Genomic DNA, 20659 nt, shown 5'->3' with positions numbered 1-20659 from the left:
CGCCTCATTCCGCGTCGGCGAACTGCGTGGTGTAGAGCTCCGCGTACCGTCCGTCCGCCGCGAGCAGCTCGGCGTGCGTGCCGCGCTCCACGATCCGCCCGGCCTCGACCACGAGGATCTCGTCCGCGTTGCGCACGGTGGAGAGCCGGTGCGCGATCACGATCGCGGTCCGCCCGGCCAGCGCCTCCCCCAGCGCCTCCTGGATGGCGCGCTCGTTGGTGGAGTCCAGCGCCGCCGTCGCCTCGTCCAGCACCACGACGCGCGGGGCCGCCAGCAGCAGCCGCGCGATCGTCATGCGCTGCCGCTCGCCGCCGGAGAGGCGGTAGCCGCGCTCGCCGACCACGGTGTCCAGCCCGTCCGGCAGCGCCTCGACCACGGGGCGCAGGCGGGCCCGCTCGACGGCGTCCCACAGCTCCTCGTCCGTCGCGTCGGGGCGGGCCAGCGTCAGGTTGGCGCGCACGGTCTCGTGGAAGAGGTGGCCGTCCTGGGTCACCATGCCCACGGCCCGCTGCAGGTCCGCGAACGCGAGGTCCCGCACGTCCACACCGCCGATCTCGACGGCGCCGGAGGTGACGTCGTGCAGGCGCGTGACGAGCGAGGCGATGGTGGACTTGCCCGCACCCGAGGAGCCCACGAGGGCCACCGTGGCCCCGGCGGGCACGGCCACGTCGATCCCGTGCAGCACCTCCTCGCCGCCGCGCGTGTCCAGCACGGAGACCTCCTCGAGGGAGGCCAGGGACACCTGCTCCGCGGTGGGGTAGGCGAAGCGCACGTCCCGCAGCCGCACGGACAGGGGCCCCTCCGGCAGGGTTGCGGGCCGCGCGGGCTCCGTGATGAGGGGTTCCAGGTCCAGGACCTCGAACACGCGCTCGAAGCTCACGAGCGCGCTCATGATCTCCACGCGGGCGTTCGCCAGCGCGGTCAGGGGCGCGTAGAGGCGGGTCAGCAGCAGGGCGAGGGTGACGACGTCGCCGGCGTCGAGGGTGCCCGCGATCGCCTGGAGCCCGCCCACGCCGTACACGGCCGCGAGCGCGAGCGCGGAGACCAGGGTGAGCAGCGTGGTGAAGACCGCCTGGCGCACGGAGATGTCCACGCCGGTGGCGCGCACGCGGTCCGCGCGGCGGGCGAACTCGGCGGACTCGGCGGCGGGGCGGCCGAAGAGCTTGATGAGTGTGGCGCCGGGAGCGGAGAACCGCTCGGTCATCTGGTCGCCCATGGCCGCGTTGTGCCCGGCCCGTTCGCGGGACAGGTCCGCCAGCTTCGAGCCGACCGCCCGGGCCGGCACCAGGAACAGCGGCAGCATCACGAGGGACAGGACGGTGACCTGCCAGCTGGTGGCCACCATCACGCCCAGGGTCAGCACCACGGACACCACGTTCGCGACGACGCCGGAGAGCGTCCGCGAGATCGCCGACTGCGCCCCGATCACGTCGTTGTTCAGGCGCGAGACGAGCGCGCCGGTGCGGGTGCGCTGGAAGAACGCCACCGGCATGCGCTGCACGTGGTCGAACACGGCGGTGCGCAGGTCGTAGATGACGCGTTCCCCCAGCCCGGAGGAGAGCCATTTGGTGAACACGGACAGCGCCGCGTCGAGCACGGCCACGAGGGCGATCAGCAGGGCCAGCCGCACCACGAGCCCGCGGTCCGCGCCGCCGGTGATCGCGTTGACGACGTCGCCGGCCAGCACGGGCGAGGCCACGCCGAGCACCGCGCCCACGATGGACGCCGCGACGAACACGATCAGTCGGGTGCGGTACCGGCCCGCGAACGCGATGGTCCGGCGCACCGTGCCGCGGGCGAGGCTCTGCTGGGCGTCGGACTGTCCGCGGGTCATCCGCATCATGGACATCCGTGCCGCCGACTCCATGCTCATGGGCCCCTCCGCTCTCTCGACCGTTCGAGAGTCTAGGAACCGGCGGGCACGGGCGGGCGCGATTCCGCTTCCGGCGTCAGGCGGCCAGGCGCAGGTAGTCCCGCCACGCTTCGGCGGGCCGCTCCAGCTCGCGGATCCGCCACTGGGCCCCGCGCGGGCGCACCGGCTCCACCCGCAGCCGCCAGCCCAGGGCCTCGAGCGAGCGGTCCGCCTTCGCCCCGTTGCAGCGCAGGCAGCAGGCCACGAGGTTCTCCCACGTGTTCTCGCCGCCCCGCGAGCGCGGCCGCACGTGGTCCACGGTGGTGGCGTGGGCGCCGCAGTAGGCGCAGCGGTGTCCGTCCCGGCGCAGCACGCCCTTGCGGGAGACCGGGGCCGCGTCCGTGTGGGGCACCCGGATGTACTGGTGCAGCAGGATCACGAGGGGCCGGCCCCACGCGCGGGTGGGGCTGCGCATCGGGTCACCGGCGTCCTCGAGCACGCTCGCCTTGCCGGTGGCCACGAGCAGCAGCGCCCGGCGGTCGGAGACGACCGAGAGGGGTTCGTAGCCGGCGTTGAGGACGAGTGTGCGCATCGGGGGCCTCGGAAGCGTGGGGACACAGGGGCGTCGTGTCCCCACGCTAGACGCGGGTGCATCGGCGCGCGGCGTGTCGCCTGCGGCGGCGGAAGAGGTTCACCGGCCCGTCACCGGGCCATCACGCCCCCGTCACGCACGACGACGGCGCGCCGCGCCTCAGCCGTCGAGACGCTCGACCCACACGTGCGCGGCCGTGGCCTCGGCCAGCTCGAGGGCCCCGCCGTCCGCGGCCGCGCCGTCCTCCGCCTCGCCCTCGACCCGGATGTACCCGGCGTCGCGGGCGGCCTCGGCACGCACCACACGGCCGGGGGTCACGCCGGCGCCGGCCAGCTGGGCCAGCAGCTCGGGGTCGGTCTGCACGCCCTCGGCCAGCCCGCGGACGCGGAACCGGCCGGCGGTGGCGGCCTCCTCGGAGAGCCGGGCGCCCGCCAGGCCCATGTCGCGGCTCCAGTCCTCGGCGGAGGCCTGCTCGGGCCGGGGCGGGATCGGGGTGCCGTAGGGGGTCTCGGTGGGGTTCTCCAGCAGCGTGAGCAGGCGGCGCTCCACCTGGTCGCTCATCACGTGCTCCCAGCGGCAGGCCTCCTCGTGGACGAGCTCCCACTCGAGGCCGATCACGTCCGCGAGCAGGCGCTCGGCCAGGCGGTGCTTGCGCAGCACGGACACGGCCCGCTCGCGGCCCGCCACGGTCAGCTCCAGCCGACGGTCCGCGCCCACGTGCACCAGCCCGTCCCGCTCCATGCGGGCCACGGTCTGGGAGACGGTGGGGCCGGAGTGCTCCAGACGCTCGACGATGCGGGCGCGCAGCGGGGGGATGCCCTCCTCCTCGAGCTCGAGGATCGTGCGCAGGTACATCTCGGTGGTGTCGATCAGATCCGTCATGGCACGTCCTCTTCCCTCGGGCTCTTCGTCCCGGACATCCTAGCGAGGCGTGAGTCACGTGGACGGCCGGTGGTCCCGGGCGCGGGAGAATGGGCGCGACCCGCGACCCCGAAGCGTCAGGAGCACGCATGACCTCCCCCGCCGAGATCACCATCCCCCAGGACCTGCTGCCGGCCGACGGCCGCTTCGGCGCCGGCCCCTCCAAGGTCCGCCCCGAGCAGCTGAGCGCGCTCCAGGACGCAGCCGGGCTGCTCGGCACGTCGCACCGTCAGAAGCCGGTCAAGGACCTGGTGGCGAGCGTCCGGTCGGGCGTCGCCGAGCTGTTCTCGGCGCCGGAGGGCTACGAGGTGATCCTCGGCGTCGGCGGCTCCACCGCGTTCTGGGACGCGGCCGCCTTCAGCCTGGTCCGCGAGCGCGCCCAGCATCTGAGCTTCGGCGAGTTCGGCTCGAAGTTCGCCAAGGCCACCGACCAGGCGCCGTTCCTGGCCCCGTCGGACATCCGCACCTCCGAGCCGGGCACCCGCCCCGAGCCGGAGGCCGTGGCCGGGGTCGACGTGTACGCGTGGCCGCACAACGAGACCTCGACCGGCGTGATGGCGCCCGTCGTCCGCCCCGCGGGCATCGACGAGGACGCCCTGGTCGTCGTCGACGCCACCTCGGCCGCGGGCGGCCTGCCGGTGGACGTGTCCGAGGCGGACGTGTACTACTTCGCGCCGCAGAAGAACTTCGCGTCCGACGGCGGTCTGTGGCTCGCGCTGTTCTCCCCGCGGGCCCTGGCGCGGGTCGCGGAGATCAAGGAGTCCGGCCGCTGGATCCCGGCGTTCCTGGACCTGGCCACGGCCGTGGAGAACTCCCTCAAGGACCAGACCTACAACACGCCCGCGCTGGCCACGCTCGTCATGCTGGACGCGCAGCTGCGCTGGATGAACGGTCAGGGCGGGCTGGACGCGATGACCGCCCGCACCGCCGACTCCTCCTCGCGCGTGTACGCGTGGGCCGAGGCGTCGTCGTTCGCCACGCCGTTTGTGGCCCGGTCCGAGGACCGCTCCGCCGTGGTCTGCACCGTCGACTTCTCCGACGACGTCGACGCGGCGGCGGTCGCCCAGGCCCTGCGCGCGAACGGCGTGGTGGACGTGGAGCCCTACCGCAAGCTCGGCCGGAACCAGCTGCGGATCGCGACCTTCGCCGCGACCGAGCCCGAGGACGTCGCGGCGCTGCTGCGCTGCATCGACCACGTGGTCGAGCGCCTGGCCTGAGCCGCCGGGGTGCGCCGGCTCAGCCGCGGTCGGCCGCCGCGGGCTCGGGGGCCGTCTGGGCGGCGTCGTCCGGCGCGGCCTCGGGCGCCGGGGCGCCGGGCACGCGGCCCTCGGCCACGGCCTTGTGCCGCTCGCGTTCCTCCTCGTTCACGCGCTCGGCGTACGGCACCCACGGGGGCGCCACGAGCGAACCCTCCCCCGCCATGAGGCCGGTCTCGCACACGGTGACCTGCTTGGCGCGTGGGGCCCGGGCGATCGTCACGTACCAGAGCCAGCCCGCGTAGCCGGGCATGCGGCACGCGAAGCGGTGCGTCAGGAGCCGGTCGTCGTCCACGAGCACGTCCACGTGCTCCCCCACCTCGTCCGGGGCGGCCAGCCCGGCCAGCCCCGCGCGGGCGGCGTCCACGGCGGCGGCGAGCAGCTCGTCGCGGCGCGGGGCCCGGCGACGCGCGGGCGGCGCGGCCGTCCTCTCCTCGGCGGGCGCGGGCTCGGCGTCGGGGCTCCGGTGGTCGACGCGCGGGGCGTCGTCGTGGGTGGTCATGGCTCAGGCCTCCAGGTCGTCGGCGACACGGCGCAGCACCTGCGCCATCTTCTGCGCCTGGGCGCGCTGGGGGTAGCGGCCGCGGCGCAGGCCGTTGGAGGTCTGGTCCAGCCACGTGATGAGGTCCTCCATGAGGACGGCCATCTCGGTGGCGCCGGGTCGGTGGTTGCGGACCACCGAGGGTGCGGCGTCGAGCACGCGCAGCGAGAGCGCCTGCTTGCCGCGGCGGCCCTCGGCCACGCCGAACTCCACGCGGGTGCCTCCGCGCAGCTCGGTCACCCCGGCCGGCAGGGCCGAGGCGGGCACGTGGACCTCCTCGCCCTCGTCCGTCTGGGCGAACCCGAAGCCCTTGGTCGAGTCGTAGAACTTGATGCGCCCGGTGGGCATGTGCGTCACCTGCTCCTCGTCATATGGGTCCACCGCGTCGGGCCGGCGCCGCAGGGGCGGCCGTGCTCTCGTCTCGGGTCGGCGGGGTCCGGCACCGGCGTGGCGGTGCGCCGCGGCATCGGTGGGACCAGCCTGGCCGTGCGCCCGGAGGGGACGGCGGAGGACGTGGTCGTCAATGACCTCCCAGGATAGCCCGACTAGAGTGGCGGGCATGCCTCGGACCTCCACCCTCCCCGCCTCCGCGCCCGCCGCCGACCCCGCCGATCACCGGGGCGGTCGTGGCGTCGTCCTGGTGCTGGGCGTGGCCGTGACGGCGGTGTCCGCTCTGGCCCTGGTGGCCCTGCTGGTCGCGTACTTCCTGGCGTGGCCGGCGTCCCCGGCGCTGTTCGCGCTCGCGCTGTTCGGCCTGCCCGTCGGCTTCGGCCTGATGCTGCTGCACGTGGTGCTGGGCGCCGTCCGGCGCTCGCGCCCCTGAGCCGTCGGGCCAACGACGCCCCGTGACATCCAGCACCCTTTCAGGGTGTTCCCAGGTCGGGGCGGTTGACTGGGCCCCATGCAGCCTCAGAACCCCGAAGCACGCCTCCTGGTGGTGGACGACGAGCCCAACATCCGCGAGCTGCTCTCCACGTCCCTGCGCTACGCCGGCTTCGAGGTCACGGCCGCGGCCAACGGCCGGGAGGCCCTGGACGCCGCCGAGGAGTTCCAGCCGGACCTGGCCGTGCTGGACGTGATGCTCCCGGACATGGACGGCTTCACCGTGACCCGCCGCCTGCGCTCCGCCGGCCGTCACTTCCCCGTCGTGTTCCTCACCGCGCGGGACGGCACCGAGGACAAGATCACCGGCCTGACGGTCGGCGGTGACGACTACGTGACCAAGCCGTTCTCCCTCGACGAGGTGGTCGCCCGCATCCGCGCCGTGCTGCGCCGCACTGCCTCCCTCGACGACGACGACGCGGCGGTGCTGCGCGTGGACGATCTCGAGCTCGACGACGACGCGCACGAGGTCCGCCGCGGCGGCGAGGTCGTGGAGCTCTCCCCCACCGAGTTCAAGCTGCTGCGCTACCTCATGATGAACCCGAACCGGGTGCTCTCGAAGGCCCAGATCCTGGACCACGTGTGGGAGTACGACTTCAACGGGGACGCCTCGATCGTCGAGTCCTACATCTCCTACCTGCGCCGCAAGATCGACGTCGGCGGCCGCGAGAAGATGATCCACACCAAGCGCGGCGTCGGCTACATGCTCCGCACCGCGGACAAGCGCTGACGTGCGTGCGCGGCTCGACGCCGCGGCGGCCCGCGTCCGCCATCCGCGCGCCTGGCTGAGGGGCGCGTGGCAGGGGCAGTCCCTGCGCACCAAGCTGGTCGTGATGATCGCGGCGCTCATGCTGGCCCTGGTCGCCGTGACCGCCGTGGCGACCGCGGTGCTGTTCCGCCAGGAGGCGGTGCGCCAGCTGGACGAGGACATGGCCGCCAACCGGGACACCGTCTCGATGTACCTGGCCAACGTCGCCCAGACCGGCGAGTACTACATGCCGCAGCTGCCCATCCTGCGCTTCTACGGCGTCGTGTGGGACAACGAGGGCGCGCGGGTCGTCCAGACCCCGGTGATGCCGGGTGCGGACGAGCCGGCCCTGCCGGACATCACCCCGGCCGAGGCCCTGGAGCGCGGCTCCGCCTCCTTCGAGGTGCCCGGCACACAGCCGGACTCGAGCGGCTGGCGCGTGCAGCTGTACGGGCTCAGCAGCGGCGACGGCACCATGGCCGTGGCCCTTCCCCTGCAGAGCGTGACCTCCTCCGTCGAGCGCGTCACCTCGATCGTCGTGACCATCGGCCTGCTCGCGACGGCGGGCACCGTGATCGTGGCCAACCTGGCGGTCCAGCGCGCGTTCCGCACCCTGAACCGCGTGGAGCGCACCGCCGCCAAGATCGCCGCCGGCGACCTGAGCCAGCGCGTGGAGAGCGCGGCGCCCGACACCGAGGTGGGCCGGCTCTCCCGCTCCCTCAATGCCATGCTCGCGCACATCGAGTCCGCGTTCCGGGACAAGGAGATCTCCGAGGACAAGATGCGCCGCTTCGTGCAGGACGCCTCCCACGAGCTGCGCACCCCCCTGGTCACCATCCGCGGATTCTCCGAGCTGTACCGGCACGGCGGGCTGCGCGAGGAGGAGGACGTCGCCGCCGCCATGCAGCGCATCGAGTCCGAGGCCACCCGCATGACCCGCCTCGTGGAGGACCTGCTCACCCTGGCCCGCCTCGACGAGCAGCGCCCCCTCGAGCACGCCCCGGTGGACCTGCTCATCCTCGCGATGGACTCCATGATGGACGCCTCCGTGAACGCCCCGGACCGCAGGGTCACCCTCGTGGGCCCCGACGACGACCGGGCGGCCCCGGCGCCCATCCTCGGCGACGAGAACCGGATGCGCCAGGTGGTGGTGAACCTCATGGCCAACGCTCTGCGCTACACCCCCGCCGGCACCCCCATCGAGATCGCGGTCGGCACCGTCGACCACCTCGGCGGCCAGGCCGGGGCCGACGGCGCGGGCCGCAGCTCCGTGATCGAGATCCGTGACCACGGGCCGGGCGTGTCCGAGGAGGACCGCGCCCGCATCTTCGAGCGCTTCTACCGCGCGGACACCTCCCGGCACCGCGAGACGGGCGGCACGGGGCTCGGCCTGGCCATCGTCGCGGCGATCGTGGCCCAGCACGGCGGCTCCGTCCGGCTGCTTGAGACGGAGGGCGGCGGTGCCACCTTCTCCGTCCACCTGCCGTGGGCACCGTTCGAGGACGAGGCGGACGAGGACTTCGAGGACGAGTGCCCGCCCGCACGGGACACCGACGACGACGCGGCCGGTCCGCCCACCGGCCCCCTCGCCCTGACCGCGCCGTCGGGCGCCGGCGCCAGCGCCGCGGACGCCGCCCGGAGCAGCCGCCTGCTGCGGGCGGCGGAGCGGTTCCGTCGCGCCTCGGCCGAGCGCCGCCGTCGGGCGTCTGCTCCTGCACAGGCGCCTCAGACCGCCGCCCCGTCCCCAGGCGGGGACGACCCAGCAGCGGAGCGGGACGCCCGTCCCTAGCGTGGTGCCCGGCGGCACCCGCCGCCCATCAGGACTCACCAGAGGGGACAGTCACATGAGCATCGTGCAGATCGACGTCGAGGACCTGCGGGCCAAGAGCGGGGCGGTGGAGGGCTCCATCGGCCGCCTCCAGGCGGAGGTGAGCACCATGGAGGCCAACCTGCGCCAGCTGCAGGACACCTGGCGCGGCCAGGCGGCCGCGAACTTCCAGGGCGTGCTCACCGAGTGGCGCGCCACCCAGCAGCGCGTGGAGGAGTCCCTGGCGGGCATCCGCCGCGCGATGGACGCCGCCGCCACCCAGTACCAGGACGCGGAGACCGCCAACGCCGCGATGTTCCGGTTCTGAGCGCCCGGAACGGTCCGGGGTGCGGCCGGCCGGCCGCGCCCCGGTCCGTGCTTCCTAGAGTGGGGGCATGACCGTCCTGATCGACCCGCCCGCGTGGCCCGCCCACGGCACCGTGTTCTCCCACCTCGTCTCCGACGCCTCCCTCGAGGAGCTCCACGCGTTCGCGCGGGCGGCGGGGCTCTCGGAGCGGGCCTTCGACCGGGACCACTACGACGTGCCCGCGCACCGACGCGCCGAGCTCGTGGCCCGCGGGGCGGTGCCCGTCACCGGACGGGAGCTGGTGCGCCGCCTCGCCGCCTCGGGGCTGCACGTGCCCGCCCGGAGCCGCGCCGAGAAGCGCGACGTCGTCCTCGCCCGGCGCTGGGCGCGGCTGTTCGAGGGCACGGCGGCGAGCCCGGACGCGGTGACGACGGCGGGACGCGACCTGCTGGCCCGCTGGGCGGAGCCGCATCGGCACTACCACGACCCGGCCCACCTGCTCGCGGTGCTCGAGTCCGTGGACCTGCTCGAGCGGGCGGGGGCGAAGGCCGGGCCGGATCCGCGTGCGGTCCGCCTGGCCGCGTGGTTCCACGACGCCGTCTACGTCGGGGACCCCGCCGCGCCCGCCGGCCAGGACGAGGCGGACTCGGCCGCCCTGGCCCGGGACGTGCTCACCGACCCGCGGCTGGCGGTGCCGGCCGACGTCGTCGACGAGGTGGCGCGCCTCGTGTTGCTCACCGCCGCCCACGACCCCGCCCCGCACGACGCGGCCGGGGCGGTGCTCTCGGACGCGGACCTCGAGGTCCTCGGCCGCTCCCCCGAGGCCTACGCCCGCTACGTGGCCGCGGTCCGGCAGGACTACGCGCACGTGTCCGACGCGGACTGGGCCCGCGGTCGCGGCGCGGTGCTGGACGCCCTGCTGGACGCCGAGCGGCTGTATCGGACCGCGCCCGGCCGAACGCGCTGGGAGGCCGCCGCCCGCCGCAACCTGGCGGCGGAACGAGCCGCGCTGTCGGCCTGAGCGGGGCGCCCCGGTGCCGGCCCCGGACGCGGCGAGGCCCGCCTCCCCGGACGGGGAGACGGGCCTCGCTGGCTGGGCGCCCGAACGGGCCGGGCCGGCTCAGCGGCTGATCACATCATGCCGCCCATGCCGCCCATCGGGTCCATGCCCTCGGCGCCGGCGGCGGCCTTCTCGGGCTTGTCCGCGACGACGGCCTCGGTGGTCAGGAACAGGCCCGCGATGGACGCGGCGTTCTGCAGGGCCGAGCGGGTCACCTTCACCGGGTCGTTGATGCCGGCGGCCAGCAGGTCCTCGTACTCGCCGGTGGCGGCGTTCAGGCCGTGACCGTCGTCGAGGGTCTTGACCTTGTCCGCCACGACGCCGGGCTCCAGGCCGGCGTTGAAGGCGATCTGCTTCAGCGGGGCCTCGATGGCGACCTTCACGATGTTCGCGCCGGTGGCCTCGTCGCCCTCGAGCTGCAGGCCGCCGAACGCCTTGGCGCCGGCCTGGATCAGGGCCACGCCGCCGCCGGCGACGATGCCCTCCTCCACGGCGGCCTTGGCGTTGCGCACGGCGTCCTCGATGCGGTGCTTACGCTCCTTGAGCTCCACCTCGGTGGCCGCGCCGGCCTTGATGACGGCCACGCCGCCGGCCAGCTTGGCGAGGCGCTCCTGCAGCTTCTCGCGATCGTAGTCCGAGTCGGTGTTCTCGATCTCGGAGCGGATCTGGGCCACGCGGCCGGCGATCTGCTCGGCGTCGCCGCCACCCTCCACGATGGTGGTCTCGTCCTTGGTGACGACCACCTTGCGGGCGGTGCCCAGCAGGTCGAGGGTCGCGTTCTCCAGGGACAGGCCCACCTCGGAGGAGATGACCTGGCCGCCGGTGAGGATGGCGATGTCGGCGAGCATGGCCTTGCGGCGGTCACCGAAGCCCGGGGCCTTCACGGCCACGGACTTGAAGGTGCCGCGGATCTTGTTGACCACGAGGGTGGCCAGGGCCTCGCCCTCGACGTCTTCGGCGATGATCAGCAGCGGCTTGCCCGACTGCATGACCTTCTCGAGGATCGCCACCATGTCCTTCACGGAGGAGATCTTCGAGTTGACGATGAGGATGTAGGGATCCTCGAGGACGGCCTCCTGGCGGTCCGCGTCGGTCACGAAGTAACCGGAGATGTAGCCCTTGTCGAAGCGCATGCCCTCGGTGAGCTCGAGCTCGAGGCCGAAGGTGTTGGACTCCTCGACGGTGATGACGCCCTCCTTGCCGACCTTGTCCAGGGCCTCGGCGATGAGGGAGCCGATCTGCTTGTCCGCGGCGGAGATCGAGGCGGTGGCCGCGATCTGGTCCTTGGTCTCGATCTCGCGGGAGGCGGAGAGCAGCTCGGAGGTGACGGCCTCCACGGCCTTCTCGATGCCGCGCTTCAGGGACAGCGGGTCGGCGCCCGCGGCCACGTTGCGCAGGCCCTCGCGGACCAGCGCCTGGGCCAGCACGGTGGCGGTGGTGGTGCCGTCGCCGGCGACGTCGTCGGTCTTCTTGGCGACCTCCTTGACGAGCTCCGCGCCGATCTTCTCGTACGGGTCCTCGAGCTCGATCTCCTTGGCGATGGAGACGCCGTCGTTGGTGATGGTGGGGGCGCCCCACTTCTTCTCCAGCACCACGTTGCGGCCGCGGGGGCCGAGGGTCACCTTCACGGCGTCGGCCAGGGTGTTCAGGCCCTTCTCCAGGCCGCGGCGGGCCTCTTCGTCGAATGCGATGGTCTTGGCCATGTGCAGGTCCTTTCTGGACGTCGGCTTCCTACTGCTGGTGGCTGACCCGCGCCGGTGCCCGCGACGGACGGCCCCTGGGGGCCTCACCGGTGGACAGGTCCTCCTCCACGGCGCCGGGCCAACCGGGGTACGGCTGGCAGTCGCGCCTTCGGAGTGCTAACCCCATTATGAGCACTCGCACCGGGAGAGTGCAAAGGGTCCGCAGTGCGGGGCCCGCCCTTCCGCGGACGGCGGACGGCCCCCGGCAGAACGCCTCGGAAGGCGCCCCGCCGGGGGCCGGAAAGGGTGCGCGGCCGGCACGGCCGCACGACGGGCGGATCAGCTGGTGACGACCACCGCGATACCGTTCACCTGCAGGTTCGGGGTCTGCATGACCGGGAAGCCGAGCTCCTTGCCGACCGCCTCGGCGGCGGCCTTGTTGGCCGAGCCGTTGTACAGGACGGTGGAGGACTGGATGCCGTAGCCGCTCCAGTTCTTCGCGTCCACCGAGGTGTAGCCGGCGCCCGTGAGCCGCTGCGCGTAGGAGGCGGCGAGGCCCTGGGTGCGGGTCGCGTTGTACACGGTGACGTGGGTGCCGCGCACGGCCGCGGACTGCGCGGCTGCACGAGAGCTCGACGCGGCCGCAGACTGCGCGGCCGCACGAGAGCTCGACGCGGCCGCGGACTGCGAGCGCGAGGCCTCCGCCGCGGCGGCCGAACGGGACGCGGCGGCGCGCGAGGACTCCGCCGCCTGGACGGCCGCCGCCGACCGGGACGCCTCTGCGGACTGCGCGGCGGCCTCGGAACGCGAGGCCTCCGCCGCCTGTGCCTCGGCGGCGGCACGGGACGACTCGGCGGACTGCGCGGCGGCTTCGGAACGCGAGGCCTCCGCCGCCTGTGCCTCCGCGGCGGCCCGGGACGACGCGGCAGCCTGGGACGACTCGGCGGCCTCGGCGGCAGCCGCCTCCTGCGCCGCCCGCGAGGACTCGGCCGCGGCCGCGGAACGGGACGCCTCCGCCGCGTCCTCGGACGGGGTGGCGGACTCGGTCGCGGACGCAGTCGACGCCGACGCGGAGGACGCCGAGGAGGACACGGACGACGCCGACGTCGACGGCGCGGCAGCCGGGGCCGTCGTCGAGCTCTCGGCGGCGACGGGCTCGGAGCGGTCGCCGGTGAGCCACGGCAGGACGACGCCCACGAACAGGCCGGCGAGCAGGACGAGGCCGGCCACCCAGAGCAGCGGGCTCAGGCGGCGACCCCCGCCCGCGGCGGTCGCGCCGGCAGCGGCGAAGGACTCGCGGTGCGCGCCGCGCTGGTCCGTGTACTCGGGGACCTCGTCGAAGCGGTCGGGCTGGTAGGCCATGGGTCAGTTCTCCTGGCGGGAAGCGGGCGTGGACGGCGCCGGATCCGCGGGTCCCCTCCGGGCCCGGCTGCGGGTGCCGCGCTTGCGCAGCAGCCGCGTGACCAGCAGGGGTCGGTAGGCCAGGGCGGCCTCACGGTCCAGCAATCCGTTCAACACCTGATAATAGGCGGTCGGAGACAGCCCCAGACGCTCTCGGACGGCGTGGTCCTTGGCCCCGCCGTACCGCCAGGTGGCGGCCTCCAGGTCCAGGACCGCACGCTCCAGGTCCGTCAGCTCGTCCCGTCGCGCACGCGCGCGGGCACCCTCGTCCGGGGCCGGATCGGGCGAGACGGGCGTGGGGTGGGACATGGCGGCCACTGTACCCACCCGGTCTACCCTCGGGGCATGGAGTTCATCGCGCCCCTGGATCCGGGCTGGGAGGCGGCCCTCGCCCCGCAGGCCGCCGCGTTCGAGCAGGTCGGCGAGGCCCTGCGTGCCCGCCGGGCGGCCGGAGAGCAGGTGCTGCCGGCGCCGGAGCACATCCTGCGGGCGTTCCGTCAGCCGTTCGCGGACGTCCGCGTCCTCGTGCTGGGCCAGGACCCCTACCCGACGCCGGGCCATCCGATCGGCCTGAGCTTCGCGGTGGACCGCCACGTGCGGCCGCTGCCCCGCTCCCTGGCCAACATCCACCGGGAGCTGCACGACGACCTCGGCATCACCCCGCCCGCCCACGGGGACCTCTCCGCGTGGACGGACCAGGGCGTGCTGCTGCTGAACCGCGCCCTCAGCGTGCGGGCCGGCGCACCCGGCAGCCACCGCGGCCTCGGCTGGGAGCAGATCACGGAGGCCGCGGTGCGGGCCCTCTGCGCGCGCGGCACCCCGCTCGTGGGGCTGCTGTGGGGAGCCGACGCGCGGCGCATGGCGCCGCTGCTGACGGCGGCGGGGGCCGGCGTCGTGGAGTCCCCGCATCCCTCGCCCCTGAGCGCCCACCGCGGGTTCTTCGGCTCCCGGCCGTTCAGCCGGGTGAACCGGCTCCTCGAGGCGGCCGGCGCGGCCCCGGTGGACTGGCGCCTGCCCGACTGAGCCGGGCCGCCGGTCAGCCGCGCTGGTGCATCACGAGTTCGGTGGGCAGCAGCGTGCCCATCCGGTCGGTGATCGGCTTGGCCAGGGTGTTGCCGAAGGCGACGCCGGCCGCGATTGCCACGACGATGACCGCGGCGTTGAAGAGTCCCTCGACGCCCAGCAGCGTGGCCCCGGTCTCCACGGTGAACCCGTAGACGGACCGGAACATGGTGAGTCCGGGAAGCAGGAACAGCATGGACGGCAGGACGATCACGAGCGCCGGGGCCGCGAGCCGCTGGGCCACCAGGCGGCCGAGGAACCCGACCGCCGCCGCGGCGACCGCGGGCACCAGCCGGTCGCTGACCCCGATCTGCTGCGCTGCCAGGTACGCGCCGAAGCCGGCCCCGGACACGAGACCGCAGGCCAGGATCTGGGGCCACCGCGACTGCTCCACCACCGCGTCCGCCATGCCCGCGGCCATCACGAGGCCCAGCAGCAGCAGCGGCGGATAGCTCAGCGTCCCCGCCTCGGCCAGGTCCAGCTGTTCGAATCCCACGAGATCCCCGATGCCCACGGCGATCATGATCCCGGCCATCACGCCGGCGAACACGAGCAGCGCGGAGAGGAAGCGGCCCGCGGCGGTCACCGGGAAGCCGTGGATGGCGTCCTGCACCGCGGTGACGAACCTCGCCGTGGGCAGGAGCATCATGATGCCGCCGGCGATCACCAGCGCCGGGTTGACCGGCAGGTCGAGGGCGTGGGCCATCAGCGCGATCACCGTGGCCGTGATCGCCCCGAACATCGTGGAGAAGATCTCCGGGAAGCGCGCCTTGTCCGCCTGGACCTTGAGCCAGAAGACCAGCCAGGTGGAGACCATGCCCAGGGCCGCGCCCGTCCAGGTCCCGCCGATGAACGGCACGAAGCAGGCCACGAACACGCCGGAGAAGAGGACCTCGAAGACGGCGGGGAACGGCTTGGGCTGATGCCGGATCTCCACGAGCCGGCGCTGGGCCTCGGCCCGGTCCACCTCGCCCGCGGCGATCTCCTCGACGAGCCGGTGGACGGCCACGAGCCCCTCGAAGTTCACCGAGGACGAGCGGACCACCCGCTGGAGGGTGAACGGGGCCTCGCCGCGTGAGGAGTCGGGCGCGTAGTTCAGGGAGATGGACTGGTTGGTCAGGTCCACCTCGGTCTCGAGGATCCCGTAGGCCTGCGTGGCCACGATGATCGAGGTCTCCACGTCCAGCGAGGCCGCCCCGAAGCTGAACATGGTCTCGCCCAGCTTGAGGGCGAAGTCCAGGGTGGTGCGGGCCTCGAGGGCCTGCGCCTCCGCGCGACGCTGCTGCAGCGTGGAGCGCATGCGGCGCCCATACGGCGAGGAGTGCAGGCGGTCGGCCAGCACGAGCGCCTGCGTCGGCAGGTTCTCGACGAAGACCTCACGGGAGCGTCGGCCCGGCCGACGCCCGCGCTTCTCGGGCGGGCCCACGGGGACCACCGGGTCCGGGACGGTGATGTCCGGCGCGGGGATCACGTCCGGGGCGGGCAGGGCGCCGTCGGCGTCCGCGGGGGCCAGGACGGAGGTGGGCACCTGCTCGGACAGCGGCGGCTCTGTCAGGGGCGCGTCCGCGGCCGGTTCCGGCAGCGTCTCCGCCTCCGGCTCTGCCGGCTCCTCCGGCTCCGGCTCCGGCTCCGGGACCGGATCGGCGGCGGCGGGGCGGACCACGGGCGGCAGCGGCTCCGTCGGCTCGACGGCGACCGCGGCCGGGTGGGCGGACTCCGCCGGGTCAAGGTCGAGCAGGCCGGGGTCCTCCGGGTCGAGTGCGAGGTCGCCGGCAGCCGCGGCATCCTCGGCGCCGGCCGGGCGCAGCACGGGGATGAGCGTGGGGACGGCCGGGGGCTCCGCGATGCGGGGGTCGAACCGCGCCGGCTCCTGGGTGCCCTCCTGCTCCATGCGGCTCACCCTCTCCTTCCGTGTGCGGGCGCTGGACGCGCCACGGCGGTGGGCCGAGCCCCGCCGACGCGTCCATCCAACCACGCCGGCACCTCCCCCGCCGGGGCCGTCGGCACCGCGGCCCGGGGACGCGAAAGGGCCCTCCCGGAGGAGGGCCCTGCTGCGGTGGATCTTACTGGACTCGAACCAGCGACCTCTCGCGTGTGAAGCGAACGCTCTAACCAACTGAGCTAAAGATCCGGGCGTCGCCCCATGGGGGTGACAACTCGAAAAACGATACCTCAGGCGGCGCCGCCTGTCCACCCGGGCGACGGCCACCCCGCGCACGGCGGAGCGGCCATCGAGAGCCGACGAGCACGTCAGGCGTCGGTCAGCGTGGCGCCGGGCTCGAAACCGCCCTGGGCGACCAACGAGGTCCCGGCGCCCGGGGCGGGCTCCGGTCAGGAGCTGCCACCGAGGGAGGAGACCGCCCTGGCGGCGTCCGCCAGGCCGGCGCCGCAGCCCGCGGAGCAGGACACGGGCATGGACCGGGCCGTGGACCTGAGGGTGGACTCGACCTGGGCCGGGGTGAGGCTCGGCCGCTCGGCCAGCAGCAGGGCGGCCAGGCCCGCGACGTGCGGGGTGGCCATCGAGGTGCCGTTGTAGGCGGCGTGGCCGGCCGTCGTCGGGGTGGTGGCGCCGTTGTTCACGGTCGAGATGATGTTCGCGCCCGGGGCGGTCACGTCCACGGCGGAGCCGTAGTTCGAGAACGAGGCGCGGGCGCCCTGCGGGGTGGAGGCGGCCACCACGATGGTGTTCCGGCAGTTGGCCGGGCGCACGTTGGCGGCGGGCTGGTTCTCGTTGCCCGCCGCCACGACGACGGGCACGCCGCGGGAGACGGCCGCGTTGATCGCGTTCTGGTAGGTGGTGCCGCACGTGCCGGAGCCGCCGAGGGACATGTTGATGACGTCCGCCGGGTTCGGGTTGGCCGGCACGCCCGCCACGGTGCCGCCGGCGGCCCACACGACCGCGTCGGCGATGTCGGACAGCGAACCGCCGCACTTGCCGAGCACGCGGATGGGCTGGATCTTCGCGTTCGGGGCCACGCCGACGACACCCTGGGAGTCGGCCACGGCCGCGACGGTGCCCGCCACGTGGGTGCCGTGCCACGAGGAGTCGGAGGCACCGGCGGTGCCGCACTCGCCAGCGGCGTACCAGTCGCCCTCGTCGCGCGGGTTGGAGTCGCGGCCCCCGCCGTCGCGCGCCGCCCTGCCGTCGGAGATGAAGTCGTAGCCGGGCACGACGTTGCGGTCGAGGTCCGGGTGGGAGGTGATGCCGGTGTCGATGACGGCCACGGTCGCACCGGAGCCCGTCGTGCGGTCCCACGCCCCGGGGACCCGCATGCCGTGGGTGCCGGTGAAGCCCCACTGCTGCGAGTAGAGGGCGTCCACGGGGCTCAGGCCGGTGGCGGTGAGGATGGCGTCCGGCTCCACGGCCTCGACCGCCCCGGAGGCCTTCAGGTCGGCCATGAACTTCGCGGACTCGGCCTGATCCAGCTTGCGGTCCGCCGTGACCACGCGGGAGCCGAGCGCGGTCTCACGCAGCTCCTTCACGGAGACGCCGGCCTCCTTCGCGGCCTTGCCCCAGGCGTTGGCTCGGCCCTTCGCGTGGGCGGTGGCGGCGGTCTCCTTGTAGGTGACGATGAAGGAGTCGTAGCCGTCGGCGTTCGGGTCCTCGACCTGCGCCGCCGCCAGGGGCGAGGCGGCGGTCGGGGTGGCTGCCGGTGCGGCGGGGGCGTCGCCGGAGGGGGCCGCGAGCGCGGGGGACGAGGTCAGGGTCCCGCCGGCGAGGACGGCGCCGGCCACGAGGGCGCCGATGCGGCGGCGGGTGCTGCGGAGTGGGGAGGACTGCACGGGATCTCCTCGGAGTTCTGGGCCACCGGACGCGGGTGCCCGAGGGGCTCGGGCCGGGGTGACTGGGATCACGGTAAGGTCACGATTCCGTCACGACGAGGCCCAGGGTCGAAGTCTGGCGGATGGTCGAGGCATCTCTGGCGGATCCGCCAGCCGAGCCCGGCGGATGGCCACGGGCGCGCACAGCGGCGCCCCAGCGTCGGCCCGCGCCGGACACGACGACGGCGCCGCGCCCTCCCGGCGGAGGTGCGCGGCGCCGTCGGGCCCGCGGTGGGGTGGAGCCCCCTGCCGGATTCGAACCGGCGACCTGCTGTTTACAAGGCAGCTGCTCTGGCCAGCTGAGCTAAGGAGGCCTGCGGCCGGCGCCCGGGGCGCCGCGGCCGGCCCTTTCAGCGTACAAGGCCCGGGCGGACGGCGCGGGGCGCCCCCTGCGTGGGGACGCCCCGCGGACCTCGGCGACGGGTCAGCCGGGTCAGCCGGCGATCTTGGCGCCCGCCCAATCGGCGAAGGTCTTGTCCTCGCCGTCGAGGGCCCAGTTCTTCCCGTCCACGAACACGGTGGGGGTGCCGGCCACGCCGGCGACGCGCGCCTGGCGGGTGGTGTGCTCGACCGCGGAGCGGAACGTGCCGTCCTCGACGCAGGAGGCGATGTCCGCGCCGTGCTCCTGCGCGAGCTGCGTGATCGCCGCGTTGTCCAGGCCCTTGCCCTGGTGCTCGTCGTAGGTGGCGAACAGGGCGGCCACGAAGCCGTTGTAGGCCTCGGGCTTCTGGTCCGCCACGCAGTACGCGGCGTTGGCGGCGCGGGCCGAGTAGTTCTGGTTGTTCGGGGCGCTCAGGTAGTCCACCATCCGGTACTCGACCGTGGCCTCGCCCTGTTCGAGCCACTGCTCGATCTGGTCCGCGTTGGAGGTCTCGAAGTCCGCGCAGTGCACGCAGTTGAAGTCCGCGTAGAGCACGATCCGCGTCGGCTCGCCGTCCGCCCGGGCCTCGGTGTCCGGCAGGGTCTCGGGCTGGGAGCTCGCGGACTGCTTCGGCACCTCGATCCTCGAGGGGTCGACCTCGCGTTCTCCCGCGCCCTCCGCCAGGCCCGTGGCCGAGGTCAACTCGATGCCGCCCTGCTCGTTCGTCACGGCGGGGATGGGGCCGGCGGCCGCGGCGTCGTCGCCGTTGCGGTTGAGCACGAACGCGACGACGAGGCCGATCACGAGCACCGCCGCGAGGACCGAGCCCCAGATGACGCCGGTGCGGCGGCGGCGGTCCTTCCTGCGCTGCTCCTCCTGGATCTGGCGGGCACGCGCACGGGCGTCCTTCGCCGAGGTGTGCGAGCCTGACGTGTTCCGGGCCAAGGGTCCTCCTCGTGGGGCAGTCGGTCCGGGTCGAGCACCGGAGCCGGCGGGCAGCGGGCGCGCCGCGCCAGGCGAGCATAGCGGCCCTGTCTGGAAGGATCGTGACCATGGACACCGTCGAGACCCCCTCCCCCGTCGATCGACTGACCATCACGGGGGCCCCCTCGGGGGACGCCTCCGAGGACCCGGCGACGTCGCTACTCGCCCTGCCCTGGGCGCTCCCCCTCGAGACGTGGCCGCGTGAGGTGCTGGCGGCTCTGCCGCGGGGCATCTCCCGTCACGTGGTGCGCTTCGCCCGCATGGGCGGGGGCATCGTGGCGGTGAAGGAGACCACGGAGGAGCTCGCGTTCCACGAGTACCGGCTGCTGCGCCGGCTCGAGCGGGGCCCCGCGCCGTCGGTGGTGCCGGTGGCCGTGGTCACCGGGCGCACCCACGACGACGGCACGCCGCTGCCCGCCGCCCTCGTCACCCGGCACCTGCGCTTCTCCCTGCCGTACCGCGCCGTGTTCTCGGAGCGCCTCGAGCGCCGCACCCTCGTGCGGCTCATGGACGCGCTGGCGACCCTGCTCGTGGAGCTGCACCTCGAGGGGTTCTTCTGGGGTGACGTCTCCCTGTCCAACGTCCTGTTCCGGCGCGACGCGGGCGGGTTCGCCGCCCACCTGGTGGACGCCGAGACCGGCGAGCTCCGGCAGCGCCTGTCCACCGGGCAGCGCGAGCACGACCTGGACGTGGCCGCCGTGAACGTGGGCGGCGAGCTGCTGGACCTGCAGGCCAGCGGGCTGCTGGACCCGGAGGTGGACCCCGTCACCACGCCGGACCTGCTCGTGGCCTCCTACCGCCGGCTGTGGGACGAGCTGACCGGGCCCCTGCTGTTCCCCCGCGCCGAGCCGTGGCGCCTGGACCGCCGCGTCCGCCGCCTGCAGGTGCTCGGCTTCGAGCTGGCCGAGTACTCGCTGCGCGCCGCCGACGCCCCCGGGATGATGATCGCCCGACCCGTCGAGATCCACGCGGGCTACCACCGCCGTCGGCTGACCCGCCTCACGGGACTCGAAGTCCAGGAGAACCAGGCCCGGCGGCTGCTCGTCGACATCGAGGCCGCCCGCCGGGAGTGGGACCCGTACATGGACATCGAGAGCGCGGCGCACCGCTGGGTGGTGGAGGTGTTCGACCCCGTGGTCCACTCGGTGCCCCTCGAGCTGCGGGCCAAGCTCGAGCCCGCCGAGGTGATGCACCAGCTCCTCGAGCACCGCTGGTACCTCTCCGAGGCCCGCGGCCAGGCCGTGCCCCTGCAGGAGGCGGTGGACTCCTACGTGGACACGGTGCTGCGGACCCGCCGCGACGAGGACGCGGTGGCGCTGCACCCCACGACCACCATGCTGCGCGCCGTCCCACCCGCGGACGCGGACTGACGCCGGCCGCG

19 protein-coding genes and 2 tRNA genes are annotated in these 20659 nt (G+C 74.2%); 8 read left to right on the top strand and 13 right to left on the bottom strand.

Annotation, left to right across the window (positions count from 1 at the left end; all coding sequences use genetic code 11):
- Positions 1-4: 4 nt before the first annotated feature.
- From AC0VX0_RS01805 to AC0VX0_RS01795, 3 genes are all read right to left on the bottom strand, one after another.
- A complete protein-coding gene (locus AC0VX0_RS01805; protein ID WP_290151119.1) occupies positions 5-1873 on the bottom strand; it encodes an ABC transporter ATP-binding protein in 1869 nt (622 codons plus the stop codon).
- A gap of 76 nt (positions 1874-1949) precedes the next feature.
- Complete coding sequence (locus AC0VX0_RS01800) at positions 1950-2444, bottom strand: HNH endonuclease (RefSeq protein WP_036382503.1); 495 nt, start codon at positions 2442-2444, stop codon at positions 1950-1952.
- A gap of 159 nt (positions 2445-2603) precedes the next feature.
- Positions 2604-3326, bottom strand: a complete 723-nt coding sequence (locus AC0VX0_RS01795) for a metal-dependent transcriptional regulator (RefSeq protein WP_020628347.1) — start codon at positions 3324-3326, stop codon at positions 2604-2606.
- A gap of 128 nt (positions 3327-3454) precedes the next feature.
- Between AC0VX0_RS01795 and serC the strand changes: the two genes are divergently transcribed.
- On the top strand, positions 3455-4582 hold the full coding sequence (gene serC, locus AC0VX0_RS01790; RefSeq protein ID WP_020628348.1) for a phosphoserine transaminase: 1128 nt from the start codon (positions 3455-3457) through the stop codon (positions 4580-4582).
- A gap of 19 nt (positions 4583-4601) precedes the next feature.
- Here the strand turns inward: serC and AC0VX0_RS01785 are convergent, their stop codons facing one another.
- Together AC0VX0_RS01785 and AC0VX0_RS01780 are read right to left on the bottom strand one after the other, a co-directional pair.
- Positions 4602-5123 carry a DUF3027 domain-containing protein gene (locus tag AC0VX0_RS01785; protein ID WP_144820270.1) on the bottom strand — a complete coding sequence of 174 codons (522 nt, stop codon included), beginning with the start codon at positions 5121-5123 and terminating at the stop codon, positions 4602-4604.
- Between the two features lie 3 nt (positions 5124-5126).
- Entirely contained in the window at positions 5127-5510 is a 384-nt protein-coding gene (locus AC0VX0_RS01780) for a cold-shock protein (protein ID WP_020628350.1), read from the bottom strand.
- 211 nt (positions 5511-5721) lie between these two features.
- On the opposite strand from AC0VX0_RS01780, the gene AC0VX0_RS01775 reads away from it, so the two are divergent.
- From AC0VX0_RS01775 to AC0VX0_RS01755, 5 genes are all read left to right on the top strand, one after another.
- On the top strand, positions 5722-5985 hold the full coding sequence (locus AC0VX0_RS01775; protein WP_041103073.1) for a hypothetical protein: 264 nt from the start codon (positions 5722-5724) through the stop codon (positions 5983-5985).
- Between the two features lie 78 nt (positions 5986-6063).
- Entirely contained in the window at positions 6064-6774 is a 711-nt protein-coding gene (locus AC0VX0_RS01770) for a response regulator transcription factor (RefSeq protein ID WP_041103075.1), read from the top strand.
- Between the two features lies 1 nt (position 6775).
- Positions 6776-8581: a sensor histidine kinase gene (locus tag AC0VX0_RS01765; RefSeq protein ID WP_355504811.1), complete on the top strand. Its 1806-nt coding sequence runs from the start codon at positions 6776-6778 to the stop codon at positions 8579-8581.
- A 55-nt stretch (positions 8582-8636) separates the two neighbouring features.
- Positions 8637-8927, top strand: a complete 291-nt coding sequence (locus tag AC0VX0_RS01760; protein WP_010079419.1) for a WXG100 family type VII secretion target — start codon at positions 8637-8639, stop codon at positions 8925-8927.
- 67 nt (positions 8928-8994) lie between these two features.
- Positions 8995-9927 (top strand): DUF4031 domain-containing protein, encoded by a 933-nt coding sequence (locus AC0VX0_RS01755; RefSeq protein WP_129867178.1) that lies wholly within the window; start codon positions 8995-8997, stop codon positions 9925-9927.
- A 110-nt stretch (positions 9928-10037) separates the two neighbouring features.
- Here the strand turns inward: AC0VX0_RS01755 and groL are convergent, their stop codons facing one another.
- The 3 genes from groL to AC0VX0_RS01740 all read right to left on the bottom strand — a co-directional run bounded on the left by groL (position 10038) and on the right by AC0VX0_RS01740 (position 13358).
- Positions 10038-11669, bottom strand: coding sequence for a chaperonin GroEL (groL, locus tag AC0VX0_RS01750; protein ID WP_036315916.1), 1632 nt, complete (start codon positions 11667-11669; stop codon positions 10038-10040).
- A gap of 318 nt (positions 11670-11987) precedes the next feature.
- The gene (locus tag AC0VX0_RS01745; protein WP_036315919.1) at positions 11988-13010 is read right to left on the bottom strand and encodes a LytR C-terminal domain-containing protein; all 1023 of its coding nucleotides are present in this window, start codon (positions 13008-13010) and stop codon (positions 11988-11990) included.
- Between the two features lie 3 nt (positions 13011-13013).
- Positions 13014-13358 (bottom strand): DUF3263 domain-containing protein, encoded by a 345-nt coding sequence (locus AC0VX0_RS01740; protein ID WP_205805498.1) that lies wholly within the window; start codon positions 13356-13358, stop codon positions 13014-13016.
- A gap of 36 nt (positions 13359-13394) precedes the next feature.
- Between AC0VX0_RS01740 and AC0VX0_RS01735 the strand changes: the two genes are divergently transcribed.
- Entirely contained in the window at positions 13395-14072 is a 678-nt protein-coding gene (locus tag AC0VX0_RS01735) for a uracil-DNA glycosylase (protein ID WP_036382484.1), read from the top strand.
- Between the two features lie 13 nt (positions 14073-14085).
- On the opposite strand, the gene AC0VX0_RS01730 is transcribed toward AC0VX0_RS01735, so the two are convergent.
- From AC0VX0_RS01730 to AC0VX0_RS01710, 5 genes are all read right to left on the bottom strand, one after another.
- Positions 14086-16002: a threonine/serine exporter family protein gene (locus tag AC0VX0_RS01730; protein ID WP_144820254.1), complete on the bottom strand. Its 1917-nt coding sequence runs from the start codon at positions 16000-16002 to the stop codon at positions 14086-14088.
- Positions 16003-16168: 166 nt separating this feature from the next.
- Positions 16169-16242, bottom strand: a tRNA-Val gene (locus tag AC0VX0_RS01725).
- Between the two features lie 200 nt (positions 16243-16442).
- On the bottom strand, positions 16443-17894 hold the full coding sequence (locus tag AC0VX0_RS01720) for a S8 family peptidase (protein WP_257746877.1): 1452 nt from the start codon (positions 17892-17894) through the stop codon (positions 16443-16445).
- A 276-nt stretch (positions 17895-18170) separates the two neighbouring features.
- Positions 18171-18247 (bottom strand) — tRNA-Thr (locus tag AC0VX0_RS01715).
- A gap of 119 nt (positions 18248-18366) precedes the next feature.
- Positions 18367-19239 carry a DsbA family protein gene (locus tag AC0VX0_RS01710; RefSeq protein ID WP_036315925.1) on the bottom strand — a complete coding sequence of 291 codons (873 nt, stop codon included), beginning with the start codon at positions 19237-19239 and terminating at the stop codon, positions 18367-18369.
- Positions 19240-19346: 107 nt separating this feature from the next.
- On the opposite strand from AC0VX0_RS01710, the gene AC0VX0_RS01705 reads away from it, so the two are divergent.
- Positions 19347-20648 carry a DUF4032 domain-containing protein gene (locus AC0VX0_RS01705; RefSeq protein ID WP_475451793.1) on the top strand — a complete coding sequence of 434 codons (1302 nt, stop codon included), beginning with the start codon at positions 19347-19349 and terminating at the stop codon, positions 20646-20648.
- Positions 20649-20659: the final 11 nt, after the last annotated feature.

This window comes from Micrococcus sp. iso_26 (assembly GCF_056172975.1).
This window is presented reverse-complemented; position numbering and strand designations above follow the sequence as displayed.